Source organism: Thermoanaerobacter sp. X514 (assembly GCF_000019065.1).
GTDB lineage: Bacteria > Bacillota > Thermoanaerobacteria > Thermoanaerobacterales > Thermoanaerobacteraceae > Thermoanaerobacter > Thermoanaerobacter pseudethanolicus.
In genome coordinates this window covers 89,895-103,390 of record NC_010320.1, presented here as the reverse complement: position 1 = coordinate 103,390, position 13,496 = coordinate 89,895, and the positions used below count along the sequence as shown (strand labels likewise).

15 protein-coding genes are annotated in these 13,496 nt (G+C 34.9%); 1 reads left to right on the top strand and 14 read right to left on the bottom strand.

What is annotated here, in order from left to right; translation table 11 throughout:
* Positions 1 to 12: 12 nt before the first annotated feature.
* The 4 genes from TETH514_RS00545 to TETH514_RS00530 all read right to left on the bottom strand — a co-directional run bounded on the left by TETH514_RS00545 (position 13) and on the right by TETH514_RS00530 (position 5,138).
* Positions 13 to 1,716: a PEP/pyruvate-binding domain-containing protein gene (locus tag TETH514_RS00545; protein ID WP_003867300.1), complete on the bottom strand. Its 1,704-nt coding sequence runs from the start codon at positions 1,714 to 1,716 to the stop codon at positions 13 to 15.
* A gap of 123 nt (positions 1,717 to 1,839) precedes the next feature.
* A complete protein-coding gene (gene ald, locus TETH514_RS00540; protein ID WP_003867301.1) occupies positions 1,840 to 2,964 on the bottom strand; it encodes an alanine dehydrogenase in 1,125 nt (374 codons plus the stop codon).
* Between the two features lie 167 nt (positions 2,965 to 3,131).
* Complete coding sequence (murA, locus tag TETH514_RS00535) at positions 3,132 to 4,382, bottom strand: UDP-N-acetylglucosamine 1-carboxyvinyltransferase (protein ID WP_003867302.1); 1,251 nt, start codon at positions 4,380 to 4,382, stop codon at positions 3,132 to 3,134.
* Between the two features lie 6 nt (positions 4,383 to 4,388).
* The gene (locus TETH514_RS00530) at positions 4,389 to 5,138 is read right to left on the bottom strand and encodes a YwmB family TATA-box binding protein (RefSeq protein WP_009051980.1); all 750 of its coding nucleotides are present in this window, start codon (positions 5,136 to 5,138) and stop codon (positions 4,389 to 4,391) included.
* A gap of 348 nt (positions 5,139 to 5,486) precedes the next feature.
* Here TETH514_RS00530 and TETH514_RS00525 point away from each other — a divergent pair, with 348 nt between their 5' ends.
* A complete protein-coding gene (locus TETH514_RS00525) occupies positions 5,487 to 5,783 on the top strand; it encodes a hypothetical protein (protein WP_003867305.1) in 297 nt (98 codons plus the stop codon).
* 33 nt (positions 5,784 to 5,816) lie between these two features.
* On the opposite strand, the gene TETH514_RS00520 is transcribed toward TETH514_RS00525, so the two are convergent.
* From TETH514_RS00520 to TETH514_RS00475, 10 genes are all read right to left on the bottom strand, one after another.
* Entirely contained in the window at positions 5,817 to 6,266 is a 450-nt protein-coding gene (locus tag TETH514_RS00520) for a dCMP deaminase family protein (RefSeq protein WP_012268568.1), read from the bottom strand.
* A gap of 17 nt (positions 6,267 to 6,283) precedes the next feature.
* Positions 6,284 to 6,916: a uracil phosphoribosyltransferase gene (gene upp, locus TETH514_RS00515; protein ID WP_003867307.1), complete on the bottom strand. Its 633-nt coding sequence runs from the start codon at positions 6,914 to 6,916 to the stop codon at positions 6,284 to 6,286.
* A gap of 49 nt (positions 6,917 to 6,965) precedes the next feature.
* Positions 6,966 to 7,412: a ribose 5-phosphate isomerase B gene (gene rpiB, locus TETH514_RS00510; protein WP_003867308.1), complete on the bottom strand. Its 447-nt coding sequence runs from the start codon at positions 7,410 to 7,412 to the stop codon at positions 6,966 to 6,968.
* Complete coding sequence (locus TETH514_RS00505) at positions 7,409 to 7,870, bottom strand: low molecular weight protein arginine phosphatase (protein WP_009051981.1); 462 nt, start codon at positions 7,868 to 7,870, stop codon at positions 7,409 to 7,411. The genes rpiB and TETH514_RS00505 overlap by 4 nt, the downstream gene beginning before the upstream one ends.
* Positions 7,867 to 8,931 (bottom strand): L-threonylcarbamoyladenylate synthase, encoded by a 1,065-nt coding sequence (locus TETH514_RS00500; protein ID WP_009051982.1) that lies wholly within the window; start codon positions 8,929 to 8,931, stop codon positions 7,867 to 7,869. The genes TETH514_RS00505 and TETH514_RS00500 overlap by 4 nt, the downstream gene beginning before the upstream one ends.
* Before the next feature lie 27 nt (positions 8,932 to 8,958).
* Entirely contained in the window at positions 8,959 to 9,678 is a 720-nt protein-coding gene (locus TETH514_RS00495; RefSeq protein ID WP_009051983.1) for a ZIP family metal transporter, read from the bottom strand.
* Positions 9,679 to 10,009: 331 nt separating this feature from the next.
* Positions 10,010 to 11,080 (bottom strand): peptide chain release factor 1, encoded by a 1,071-nt coding sequence (prfA, locus tag TETH514_RS00490; protein ID WP_009051984.1) that lies wholly within the window; start codon positions 11,078 to 11,080, stop codon positions 10,010 to 10,012.
* Positions 11,081 to 11,128: 48 nt separating this feature from the next.
* A complete protein-coding gene (gene prmC, locus TETH514_RS00485; RefSeq protein ID WP_003867315.1) occupies positions 11,129 to 11,968 on the bottom strand; it encodes a peptide chain release factor N(5)-glutamine methyltransferase in 840 nt (279 codons plus the stop codon).
* Positions 11,955 to 12,881 carry a DUF1385 domain-containing protein gene (locus TETH514_RS00480; protein WP_009051985.1) on the bottom strand — a complete coding sequence of 309 codons (927 nt, stop codon included), beginning with the start codon at positions 12,879 to 12,881 and terminating at the stop codon, positions 11,955 to 11,957. Before TETH514_RS00480 ends, prmC begins: the two co-directional genes overlap by 14 nt.
* A gap of 15 nt (positions 12,882 to 12,896) precedes the next feature.
* Positions 12,897 to 13,475, bottom strand: coding sequence for a thymidine kinase (locus TETH514_RS00475; RefSeq protein WP_172632706.1), 579 nt, complete (start codon positions 13,473 to 13,475; stop codon positions 12,897 to 12,899).
* Positions 13,476 to 13,496 lie beyond the last annotated feature (21 nt).

Genomic DNA, 13,496 nt, shown 5'->3' with positions numbered 1-13,496 from the left:
ACATAAATCGACTTACTTCTCATGAGAAATGACATACCCTATCATTTTGTCTCCATCTAAATAAGCATCAAATCGTCCTTCAAATATTTTGACAGCCGTGTCGATATATGTCCCCCTTTTAAACCATTCTTCATTGAAAATATTATTTTCATAACCATCAAATACCGGCATGTATAAAATGTTATCAATGTCTAAATCAGTAAAAAAGTGAGTCCCATAAGAAAGCTCTGGCATAAAATCGCCATTTTTTATTCCAAGCTCTACAATCATAGCAGCATTAGATATTTCGTTGTATATAACAGGTACCCCTAAATAGGGATTAGAGGAACCCCATCTTCCCGGACCCACAAGAATGTATCTATCTCCTATACTTTTATTGAGTCTACCTATTATTCTTGCAATTTCATGTTTATCTCTATATTGGCTGTAAACTTTATGGTCTACGTATACTATATATTTTATGTTTTTCAAGATGCCATTTGTAAGCATTCTATCCCCTTTCAACAAGACACATTTTTTTTCAATATCTTTAGGAATGTGGACTTTTCTGAAACTCTCATAAGAACTCAATGGTCGTGTTTGAAGAAGATAAAATTCGCCTTTTTTTAAGTCATAAGTGAATTCAATGTCAACTGCCATTCCCATTTCTTCCTCAAGATATTTAAACAAATTAGAGATTATGTTAAAAAATCCTCTGTGTTTCCTCGGAAAGTTTTCAAAAGTAAAAATATATTTATTAAAAACATCATTGCTGTTATTCAGTATATTGATATCAAAAATAGCGTTCTCTCTTTTTGAGTATATTTGAGCAATATCACCTATCTTATCGTGATATGTTAAAAATTGCGGTACTTCATTTATGTTATAGGTCTCAACTTCCCCTGTAATTAAATTTAGCACATCAAAAGTTTCCTGTGAATTTTTCGCTATTTCTTTTGGATTATTGCCTTCGGGCCTTAAACGCAAATTAGTTAGAGAAAAAATTCTCGCATATCCTCTACCTGTACACTTTGTCCCTAAACCAAAAACTAATCTCACAACCCCATCTTCTATTTTAATTCTGTCAGTCCACCGTCTGTAATTTCGAGAGAAGCCTACTCCAGAAACCTCTGGATAAAAATACATACCTTTTTGTGAACCTATCAGTTGTTGCACAATTACCCCCATTAATTCTTTTTGATCAGGAGCATGTTTTCTCCTATATGCGACGGCATCTGGGCCATATACGCTTACATAAATCTCTTTAATAGCTTTTTCTAATTGTTTAAGCCTTTCTCTATCTGTCCCCTTGTTAGGAATAAAAGTGGTATAATACTTGCCAGCAAAAGAATATTTTACATTATCTTCTAATAAAGAAGAAGACCTCACAGCTAAAGGATAATACATTTTATTTAAAATCTCTGTCAGCACTTTTTTAAATTCTGGAGGAAATTTAGCTTCTCTAAATCTCATTTCTACTTCCTCATAAGGAGTATCTTCCGTTATATCATTTAAATTATTATAATCTAAAAACATTTGATAATAATCAGTAGCTATAAAAAAACTTTCAGGTATCTTTACACTTTGCTTAAAAACATCAATATATTTTTCTAATACCTCTTCTGCAAAGCAAAGTCCTGAAGCTTTTCCTCCAATATACCCTTCCCCAAAAATTCTATCTTCGTTTTTTCTGTTTAAGCGCGGATTGTAATTTTTATATAATAAAGTCTCAGACATTTTTCCACCGCCTATTGAGATTTTAATTTTACAAAAATTATAACATGAGATTTTTTAGTAAACAACAAAAAACCTCCCACAAAATTTCTTTGTGAGAGGTAGATATTTCCCTTCAGAAAATTCTTATTCTTTGTTTAAAGCCTCAACAGGGTCAACATACTCTAAACCTTGAGCATCTGCAACAGGTTTGTAGGTTACCATTCCTTTATAAACATTTAATCCTTTTAATAAAGCTTTATTTTCAAGTAAAGCCTTCTTATATCCTTTATTTGCTATTTCTAAAGCATAATGCAATGTTACGTTAGTTAAAGCAAAAGTAGAGGTTCTCGGAACCGCTCCTGGAATGTTAGGCACAGAATAATGTACTACTCCATGTTTTATAAAGTACGGGTCTTTGTGAGAAGTCGTTCTATCACAGGTCTCTATACAACCACCTTGGTCTATTGCAACATCCACTATTACTGCACCTTTCTTCATCGTCTTTACCATTTCTTCTGTCACAAGTTTTGGCGCCTTTGCTCCAGGTATCAAAACTGCTCCTATTAGCAAATCTGCTTTCTTCACACTCTGAGCAATATTAAAACTATTTGACATCAAAGTTGTAACTCGTCCACCAAATATGTCATCAAGGTAAGCAAGTCTCGCTGGATTTACATCCAATATTGTAACTCTTGCTCCCATCCCCATAGCTACCTTTGCTGCATTTGTACCTACCGTTCCCCCACCTATTATTACTACTTCTGCTGGCTCTACTCCTGGGACTCCGCCCATTACAATTCCTCTTCCTTCATTTATGTTGGTAAGAAGATAAGCTCCTATTGTCACCGACATCCTTCCAGCTACTTCACTCATGGGAGTTAAGAGAGGAAGTGCTCCATTATCTAATTGTACTGTCTCATAAGCAATCCCTACTACTTTTTTCCTTAATAGAGCTTCTGTTTGTTGTTTATCAGGAGCTAAATGAAGATAAGTAAAAAGAATCTGTCCTTCTTTGAAATAGTCATATTCGCTTGGCTGTGGTTCTTTTACCTTCATAATCATATCTGCTACATCAAATACTTCTTTTGCAGTATTAAGTATTTTCGCTCCAACCTTTGCATATTCTTCATCAGTTATGCCACTTCCCATTCCTGCACTTTTTTCAATATATACTTCATGGCCATTTTTTATAAAAGCTTCAACTCCCGCAGGAGTAATAGCCACACGAGCCTCTGCAGTTTTTATCTCTTTTGGAACGCCAATTTTCATATCCTATCTCTCCTTTATCAATCTTTTATCAAAACCTTTTCAATATATTAATTCTACAAAGCTATTAAAAATCCTTCAACAAAAAATAGAAATTATAAAAACTTTTAAGTAAACAACATACTTTCTTAAAATTTTTCGTAAATTTAAAAAGGCGCAACATGACGCCTTTATATTCTATATATGATTGCACCAAGATTTTTTAACTTTTCTTCCATTTTTACATAACCTCTGTCAATATGATAAATATCGTTTATTTCAGTCCTACCTTCTGCAATAAGTCCTGCCAATACTAAGGCTGCTCCCGCCCTTAAATCCGTTGCTTTAACTTCTGCACCTGTCAAATGATCTACTCCTGTAACAACAGCGCTTCTCCCTTCTATCTTTATATTTGCCCCCATACGCTTTAGCTCATCCACATGCATAAATCTATTTTCAAAAACTGTTTCTATTATAACGCTTGTCCCTTTTGCCACTGTCATCATAACCATCATTTGAGCTTGCATATCTGTAGGAAAGCCTGGATAAGGAAGAGTTTTTATGTCCACTGCTTTATAATTTTTGATTCCTTTGACTCGCAGTCCCTTAGGTTCTTCTGTTATCTTAATTCCGCATTCTGTTAATTTCGCAATTATAGACCTTACATGATCCACTATGACATTTTCTATAAGAACATTTCCTCCAGTCATTGCAGCTGCTACCATAAAAGTCCCTGCTTCAATTCTATCTGGTATGACAGTATGCTCAGCCCCTTTTAGCTCCTTTACTCCTTCAATTCTTATTGTATCTGTCCCCGCGCCTTTAATATTTGCTCCCATCTTGTTGAGAAAATTGGCAAGGTCAACAATTTCCGGCTCTTCCGCAGCGTTTTCTATTATAGTAACTCCTTCCGCAAAAACTGCCGCCATCATGATGTTTTCTGTAGCCCCAACACTTGGAAAATCTAAATAAATTTTTTTGCCTGTCAATTTTTTGGCTCGTGCTTCTACATAACCATGTCCTATGGTGATATCTGCTCCCAAAGTTTGAAATCCTTTTAAATGCAAATCTATTGGTCGAGAACCAATAGCGCACCCACCTGGCATAGAAATTTTAGCGTGCCCCAACCTTGCAAGTATGGGTCCCATCACCAAAAACGATGCTCTCATTTTCTTCACCAAATCATATGGGGCTTCTACATCTTTAATATCCACTTTTATCTTTAATTTCTCATTTTCAAATTCACATATAGCACCAAAATGCTTAATTAACTCTATCATGACATTGACATCCTCTAAAGTAGGTATGTCATCTAACACTATTTCTCCTGATGACAACAAAGAAGCGGCAATTATAGGTAATACAGAATTTTTAGCACCACTTATTTTTACACTTCCTTTAAGAGGTGGGCTTTTTTCAACAATAAATTTCGTTGTTATCACCCTCTTTTAATATTCTATAGCTATAATAGGTGTCGCCACCCATATATAAGTTTTATCGTCAAAAGAACTATATCTTATTGCTACGTTTAAATTTATTTTTTCACTTCCTAATTTAATATATTCTTTTAATTTGCTCGAATAAGCAGAAACACTTATTATATTTTCATCTTCCATTCCTTCTACTTTTTGTGCATCTAATTTGTCAAGTATTAATTTAACTATACTACTATTTTTTTCTTTATTCAACTTCCCTTTAAAAGTCCCTACAAAGCAGGTTGTTATCTCCGGTTTCCCTTTTAATTCCTTAAAAGTATTATCGATAAGTTTTTTTTCTTTTTCAACATCTTGATATCCTTTTAGTAAATATTCATCTATTAACAAGTATGCCTCTCCTTTATCCCTATTCTTTATACTTTGCGCCACAATACTTATTGCTCTCATATTTTCTGAATAGTCTATTTCTATCTGTCGAAAATTATCTTTTTCGCTTTTTGATACCTTAATTTTTTCTTTGTCAATTTCCATGCTTTCAAGTGCTTTTTCAACATATTTTGTTAAATTGTCAAAATTTGTAAATACATTGTCGACTTTTGCCCACCCGTTTATATTCGCATATTCATAAGTGGCTCCTGTCGTTAAAAAGACTTCTTTTGTCAGTGAAACATCTTCCGTCAATGAAAGAAAAGTCTGTTTTTGAAATCCAAATGAAAATATTACAATAAAAATTATTAATCCTGTAAATATTTTTTTAAACACATTTCTTACCTCCTTTTAAAAAAAGGCGGTAAAATACCTGCGAATCCACAAGGGGGAGAATGGATCCGCCGATTTTTACCGCCCTTCTATTTTAAATTATTAACTGAAATAAAAAGATTTATTCATCAATCTAAAAAATTTTATTATTGACATAACAGGAAAAATGGGCAGCCATTAGAAATAATTAGATAAAAAGAGAATAAGTCAGAAAAGGTCAGATAAATATAGATAAATTTTCCTGATAAACTTTTTTGGTCAAAAAAGGTCAAAAATCAAATTTGTTTTATAATTTTGATAAAGTAAAATTATAAGTGGAAGGAAAAATATCTCAAAAAGGAGGTGTGAAATATGTTCTGGGTAACACTTATTGTAGTAGGACTTATATCTAGTCTTGTATTTCATCCTTTGTTCAACTCCAAAGCTGGAGAATCTTACGTCGAAAAGCTAAATAAAATTTACGGAACATACTGGGCAGCACTAGTTGCACATCTAATCGGAGCATGGCTTGGCGGCGCTTACCTAGGCAAATGGGGCTGGATGGTCGCTGATTACAACGTAATAGGCGGATTCATCGGAGCAATAGTAATTGGTTATCTGTGGTACCTAATCGCTAAAAGTCAAACAAAAGCAGAAGCTAATAAATAAAATAAATCTATAAAAGCGGGGTTTATTCCCCGCTTATTTTTGTCGCTCAATTTTTACTAAGTCAATATTTGCTTCCTTTAAAAGTTTAAAAGCTAATTCATCGGGATACTCCTCTTCATATACAATTCGCTTAACTCCTGCATTGATTAACATTTTAGCGCATATGACACAAGGACTGGCACTTACATAGAGAGTAGCCCCTTTAGTACTTACCCCATGCAACGCTGCTTGTATAATCGCATTTTGCTCTGCATGTACACCTCTACAAAGCTCTGGCCTTTCTCCCGACGGTATCCCTAATTGCTCTCTCAAACAACCTGTTTCTTCACAATGGGCGAGTCCTGTAGGAGGACCATTATACCCTGTTGAAATTATGTGTTTATCCACCACCAAAATAGCCCCTACTTGTCTTCTAAGACAAGTAGAGCGAGTTTTTACAACATCTACAATTTGCATAAAATATTCATCCCATGAGGGTCTCATTTGTACATCCCTCGCCATCACTTTGTGCCGAAAAGCCTATCTCCTGCATCTCCTAAACCCGGTACAATATAACCATGTTCATTTAAACCTTGGTCTATGCTGGCCACGTAAATTGGAACCTCTGGATGGTCTCTGTGAACTGCCTCAATTCCTTCTGGAGCAGCTATTAAATTCACCAATTTTATATTTTGTGCGCCTCTTTCTTTGAGAAAATGTATGGCAGCACAAGCAGAACCTCCTGTCGCAAGCATAGGGTCTACCACAATGAGGTCTCTTTCTGCTATGTCGGAAGGCAGTTTACAGTAATATTCTACAGGTTTTAAAGTTTCAGGGTCCCTGTAAATTCCTATATGTCCTACTTTAGCAGCTGGAATGAGTTTTAACATTCCATCCACCATTCCTAATCCTGCCCTTAATATAGGGATTATTCCTAATTTTTTCCCTGCAATCACTTTTGTCTTTGCCACTGCCACTGGAGTTTTTACCTCTATCTCCTCAAGAGGCAAATCTCTTGTGACTTCATATGCCATGAGCATTGCAATTTCTTCTACTAACTCTCTAAATTCTTTAGAACCTGTATTTTCATCTCTTATAAGGCTTATTTTATGTTGAATAAGTGGATGGTCAATGACAAATACATTTTTATACATTTTTTACCTCCTGTAAGTTTAAAATTTCTTTTCTAATAACAAATTAATATCATTTGCTATACTTTTTCTCAATTTCCGCTATTTTGTCAATCCTTCTCTGATGACGTCCTCCTTGGAAAGTTGCATTTAACCATTCTTCCACCATCATCACAGCAAGTCCTGGTCCTGTGATGCGTCCTCCCAAGCACAAAATATTAGCATTGTTGTGTTCCTTAGCGGCTTTTGCTGAAAAAACATCTTCTGCATGAGCAGCTCTAATTCCTGGTACTTTATTTGCCGCTATTGACATACCAATGCCTGTCCCACAGACTAAAATTCCTTCGCTGCACTCATGAGATGCAACAGCCTCTGCTACTTTGAGGGCATAATCTGGATAATCTACAGATTCTGTACCAAAAGTTCCAAAATCTTTATAGGCTATTCCTTTTTCATCTAAATACTTTTTTATAGCTTCTTTAAGTTCATAGCCACCATGGTCAGCTCCTAATGCAATCACCGTTTTTCCCTTCCTTCTGAAATTTTGGTTATAATCTTTGAAATTAGATTGTCTAACTCGCGAGCCGTTTGTCTATACACTTCTATAGGCATGCCATAAGGGTCCTCAACCTCTCCCTGTAGCCCTACAAATTCTTTTATAGTAAAAACTTTATTGGAATATTCTGGGTACTTAGAAAGTATGCTCTGTTTATGAGAATTCGACATAGCTAAAATTAAATCAGCCTCTTCTAAATCTTGACGTCTTAAACTTTTTGACCTGTGGTTTGAAATATCTATATTATAATCCTGTTTTAATACTTCTATTGCTTCTTGTGAAGCTGGAAAACCTTCTGGAGCAAATACTCCAGCAGATTTTGCTTCAAAGTCCTTACCGAAAGCTTTCGCTTTGTCATTAAAAAGTCCCTCTGCCATAGGGCTTCTACAGGTATTCCCAGTGCACACAAATAATACTTTCATGGCAATTCTCCTTCAGCACTTATTTCTTTATAACCGGCAGCTTTTTCTAATCTATTCATAATAGCAAGTCCAATGTTGTCATATCCAAAACTTTCAGCAAAAATGACATCTACTCCCTTTTTGTCAAATTGTCGTAAAACTGCAAAAAGATTCTTCGCTATCGTCTCTGGTCTATTTCTATCCCCTACGACAATAATTTCTCCTTTTTCATATTGTGTCGAAGTTTGTACCGTTGCCATTATACCAACTTTTTTACCATATTTCAATTGTTCTTCTGTCAATTCTTGAATTTTTTTTACAACTTTCTCAAGGTCTCCTGTCACTATATAGACCTCCGCGTTAGGAGAATAATGCTTGTACTTCATGCCAGGGGACTTAGGCTTTAAATCTTCCTTTGGCTTTTTTAAAAGTGAAGGATCCACTTCAACATTTCCTATCACTTCTTTAAGCATTTCCAAAGTAACTGCTCCCGGTCTTAAAATGACCGGCACCTTTTCTGTCAAATCCAAAACAGTAGATTCTACGCCAACATCACATTTTCCTCCATCTATTATTACATCTACTTTTCCATACAAATCTTCAATAACGTGAGAAGCATCAGTAGGACTAGGCTTACCTGAAACATTAGCGCTGGGAGCAGATATAGGGACTTCTGCCCTTTTGATTAAAAGATGAGCAATTGTGTTTGAAGGCATCCTTATAGCTACAGTATCCATGCCAGCCGTATTAACATAAGGCACTTTTTGTGATTTTTTAAAAATAAGTGTTAAAGGGCCTGGCCAAAATTTCTTCATAAGAGTTTTAGCTTTTTGAGGTACTTCTTTCACAAGGTCATAAATCTGCTCTAATTCTGCAATATGAACAATAAGAGGGTTATCTTGAGGCCTTCCCTTTGCTATAAATATCTTTTTTATAGCTTCTTCATTGAAAGAATTGGCTCCAATTCCATAAACTGTCTCTGTAGGAAAAGCCACAAGTCCTCCTTCTTTTATCACTTTTGCTGCAAAATCAATAAGCTCAATTTCTGGATTATTTTTATTAACACGTACTATTTTTGTCATTTAAGGCACTCCCTGCATAAACAAAACTTACAAATACTTTGTTATTATTATACCACCAATAAAACCTAATATCATCCCCAAAATAGAAATTTTCCCTTTGTAAATATTTCTGGCCTCAGGAATTACATCGCCACAGGTCACATACAACATAGCTCCTCCTGCTATGCCTAAATTTAATCCAATAAAATAAGGGGATATACCACCCGTCAAAACTCCAATTAAAGCCCCTATTCCTGTAGGAATCCCAGCTAATACGGTGTATATTACATTTTTATAAGGAGGTATGCCGCCTGCAGAAAATGGCGTTGCCATTGCTAAACCCTCAGGAAAATCGTGCAAAGCAATAACCAATGCGATGTTAATACCTAATGACTGAGATACCATAAAACCAGAGCCCACTGCAAGTCCCTCAGGAAAATTATGTAAAGCAATTGCAATTCCTAATAATACACCTTCTTTTATGAAGCCTCCAGCGATATCCATATTTTCTATTATCATGTCAAAAAAAGAAATCAAAATAGCTCCTATTAATATCCCAATTGTCCCCAATGCAAGACCTGCTATATCAAAAGCATGAGGCAACAGGTCAAAAACTACAATAGAGAGCATCAAGCCCGCAGTAATCCCCATAATCCCACTAAAAAATCTATTAGAAGGGTTTTTTAAAAAATATGTCGCAGCTCCCCCCATTCCCGTACCGATTATTCCGACCAAAGAGCCTATTATCATCCCATTGAAGGCAGACATAAAAACATCCCCTTAATTTTTAAATCTACTTCAAATGTATTAAATCGTTATTGAACTTATGCTTAGCACAAAAAAATTCGCTCGAAGGTAGGAGGACCATCGAGCGAATAAAGCGTCCTCTATAGAGGACAGCTGGGGGGCAATGTTAAATTGTATGTATTTTGTCACATACTGCTATTTCTTAGTTTAACTTAATAAAGTGTTTTTTTATAATTATAATTTATAACGATTATTTAGTCAAGCACAAAAATTTAAATTATACCTATATTTTTTGATAATACACACTTCATATCCTTTTAAGGAATAAAAAAGAACAGGTTTCCCTGTTCCTTTAATTTAGATTCATATTCTTAAGTTTTTCTGCCTGGTCATTTAAAATTAAAGCATCTATAATTTCATCCAAGTCCCCATCAAGAACTTCCTGTAATCTATATAAAGTTAAACCTATTCTGTGGTCAGTGACTCTACCTTGTGGATAATTGTAAGTTCTTATCCTCTCGCTCCTTTCCCCAGTACCTACTTGGGATTTCCGTGTCTCAGCAATTTCTCTTTGTTGTTCTTGTAGAGCCATTTCATAAAGCTTTGCTCGCAAAATTTTAAGAGCTCTTTCTCTATTTTGAATCTGTGACCTTTCATCTTGGCAAGTTACGACAATTCCTGTTGGAATATGGGTAACTCTGACTGCGGAATCAGTCGTATTTACACTCTGCCCTCCATGACCGCCTGACCTAAATACATCTACCTTTATATCATTTGGATTTATCTCTACATCAACTTCCTCGACTTCAGGCAAAACTGCCACTGTAGCGGTAGAAGTGTGAATCCTTCCCCCGGCTTCAGTGGTTGGAACCCTTTGAACCCTATGAACACCACTTTCGTATTTTAACCTGCTGTAAGATCCTTTTCCAGAAATATTCAAAATTACTTCTTTAAATCCTCCGATATCTGTTTCATTGGAGCTCATTATTTCTACTTTCCAACCTTTTTTCTCTGCATACATGGAATACATCCTAAAAAGGTCATGGGCAAAAAGAGCTGCCTCTTCTCCTCCTGCTCCTGCCCTAATCTCCATTATGACGTTTTTCTCATCATTTGGGTCTTTTGGTATTAAAAGAATTTTTATCTCCTCTAATAATTTTTCTTTTTTTTCTTCTAATTGAGAAAGTTCTTCCTCTGCCATCTCTTTAAGTTCTTCATCATTTGAAGACAACAACTCTTTTGTAGCCTCTATATCTTCCAAAACTTTTTTGTATTCTCTGTATTTTAACACAATATCTTCAATAGCCGCATGCTCTTTTACATACTTTCTCCATTCATTTACATTTGAAATAATATTAGGGTCACTTATTTTTTGACTTAATTCTACATATCTATCTTCTATTGCTTGCAATTTATCAATCATTATCTCACCTCAAAGATTGATTATATCATATATTGCTATTTGTGAAAACTATAACTTATACCTTGCTATTACAACTCTATCAATTCCCGATAAATCCTTTATCACTTCAATATTTTTAAAACCACCTTTTGTCAATAAATCAGTTACCTCCTCTTTTTGGTCATATCCCATTTCAAAGCAAATTGCCCCTTCAGGATTTAGATAAAAAGGAGCTCCCTCTATAATCTTTTTATAAAAGAAAAGCCCATCTTCTCCTCCATCCAACGCTATAATAGGTTCTTTTTTTACTTCTTCTTGAAGGGTTTCAAGTTCGCCTCTTTTAATATAGGGTGGATTTGATACAATAAAATCAAACTTTATATTCTTAGGAACCTGTGAAAAAACATCACTTTCTATAAAAACAATTTTATCTAAAACGTTGTGTTTTTTTGCATTATATTTTGCCACCTCAAGAGCTTTTCTACTAATATCGACAGCATATACAAAGCAATCAGGAAAATATTTGACTACACTTACAGCTATAGCACCACTGCCTGTCCCTATGTCAATTAGTGTATTACCTTTCTTAAGCCTTTTTAATACTTCTTCCACAAGTATTTCCGTCTCAGGCCTTGGAATCAATACATTTTCATCCACGAAAAACTCCAAACCCATAAAATAATGTTTTTTTACAATGTACTGATAAGGAATGTGAGATTTTCTCATATTTAAAAGTCCTAAAAACTTTGCTAACTCCCCTTCCTCCACTTCATCTTCTCTTTTAATTATTAGATTTATCCTATCCATCCCCAAACAGTAGGCAAGGAGCAGTTCCGCTTCAAGTTTAGGATTTTCGCAAATGCCTTGAAGTTCTTTTGCCCCTAAATTTATCACTTCATATACTTTCAAATTCTTGTCCTCCCTCGTCCTCCAAAACACTTTTTAGTGATGCAATAGCAACTTCTAATTGATTGTCATCAGGCTCTCTTGTAGTAAGTTTTTGTAACAGCAAGCCAGGATATACAAAAGCCGCTATTATTTTATTGTCACTTCGCCCTGCCAATTTTATTATTTCATAAGATATACCAGCAACTACAGGAAGCAAAAGAATTCTACTGAGTATCCTTATATAAAGAGTAGGCCATTTCAAAAAAGAAAAAACTATTATAGAGACAGTCATGACTATAAAAAGGAAATTTGTTCCACACCTAGGATGTAAAGTAGTATATTTGCGAGCATTTTCTACTGTCAATTCCTCTTCATGTTCAAGGCAGTAAATAGCCTTATGCTCTGCCCCATGATATTCAAAAATACGCTTTATGTCTTTCATCTGAGAAATAAGAACAAGGTACAAGAGAAAAATGACAACCCTCAACAACCCCTCGACAAAATTTATGACTATGGTATTTTTTGTAAATAATTTCATGTAATCCGCTACATATGTCGGTCCGATAAAAAATATGACAATAGATAAAATTAAAGATATTGCGACAGAAAAATACATCAAAACATCATCTAACTTATCTCCAAACACTTTTTGTAAAAATGAATCAAATTTTGAAATATTTTCTTCATCTTCTTCTTCAAAAAGTTCTGCAGAATAAGTAAGGCTTTTTATACCTACGATAAGAGAATCAAAAAGAGCAAAAGTACCTCTTATAAAAGGTAACGAAAAAAATTTATTCCTTTTAGTCAAGGGTTTTACATACTCTTTCTTTATAATTATTTCATCTCCTTTTCTTACAGCTGTCGCTACACTATTGTGTCCTCTCATCATAACTCCTTCAATTACTGCTTGACCACCTATATCAGTTTTTTTCATTATTACACCTCTTTTCTATGTACGGGGAACTTCATGGCATTTTCGACACCTTGCTTCATAGGTTTCATGGGCCCCTACTAAAATGATTGGATCATCGTATTTTGCAGGTTTCCCATTGATAAGCCTTTGAGTGCGAGTAGCAGGATTGCCACATTTCACACATATAGCCGTCAGTTTATCCACAGACTCCGCAATTGCCATTACATCAGGAGTAGGCCCAAATGGTTCTCCCCTAAAGTCCATATCTAAGCCAGCACAAATGACTCTTTTGCCCAAATCAGCAATTTCCCTTACAACATCCACAATCGAATGGTCAAAAAACTGAATTTCATCAATTGCGATAACCTCTGTGTCTTCTTCTAAAAGCTCAATTATTTCAAAAGCTTTTACTACACTAATAGCATTTATATTAGTGCCATTGTGAGATACCACCTTGTCAATAGAATATCTATCGTCAATAGCCGGTTTAAAAACTTGTACTTTTTGTTTGGCAATTTGTGCTCTTTTAATCCTTCTTATTAGTTCTTCACTTTTACCGCTAAACATAGGACCAACTATAACCTCTATAAAACCATGATCCAAAGATCCGTATATCATGAAAACCACCTTTCTTAA

Bases quoted from the DNA above. Each gene is read 5' to 3' on its own strand.
- upp (WP_003867307.1), bottom strand. From the start codon at position 6,916: ATGTATAAAAATGTATTTGTCATTGACCATCCACTTATTCAACATAAA.
- prfA (WP_009051984.1), bottom strand. From the start codon at position 11,080: ATGATTGATAAATTGCAAGCAATAGAAGATAGATATGTAGAATTAAGT.
- ald (WP_003867301.1), bottom strand. From the start codon at position 2,964: ATGAAAATTGGCGTTCCAAAAGAGATAAAAACTGCAGAGGCTCGTGTG.
- TETH514_RS00525 (WP_003867305.1), top strand. From the start codon at position 5,487: ATGTTCTGGGTAACACTTATTGTAGTAGGACTTATATCTAGTCTTGTA.
- TETH514_RS00500 (WP_009051982.1), bottom strand. From the start codon at position 8,931: ATGACAAAAATAGTACGTGTTAATAAAAATAATCCAGAAATTGAGCTT.
- TETH514_RS00520 (WP_012268568.1), bottom strand. From the start codon at position 6,266: ATGAGACCCTCATGGGATGAATATTTTATGCAAATTGTAGATGTTGTA.
- TETH514_RS00545 (WP_003867300.1), bottom strand. From the start codon at position 1,716: ATGTCTGAGACTTTATTATATAAAAATTACAATCCGCGCTTAAACAGA.
- TETH514_RS00480 (WP_009051985.1), bottom strand. From the start codon at position 12,881: ATGAAAAAAACTGATATAGGTGGTCAAGCAGTAATTGAAGGAGTTATG.
- TETH514_RS00495 (WP_009051983.1), bottom strand. From the start codon at position 9,678: ATGTCTGCCTTCAATGGGATGATAATAGGCTCTTTGGTCGGAATAATC.
- TETH514_RS00505 (WP_009051981.1), bottom strand. From the start codon at position 7,870: ATGAAAGTATTATTTGTGTGCACTGGGAATACCTGTAGAAGCCCTATG.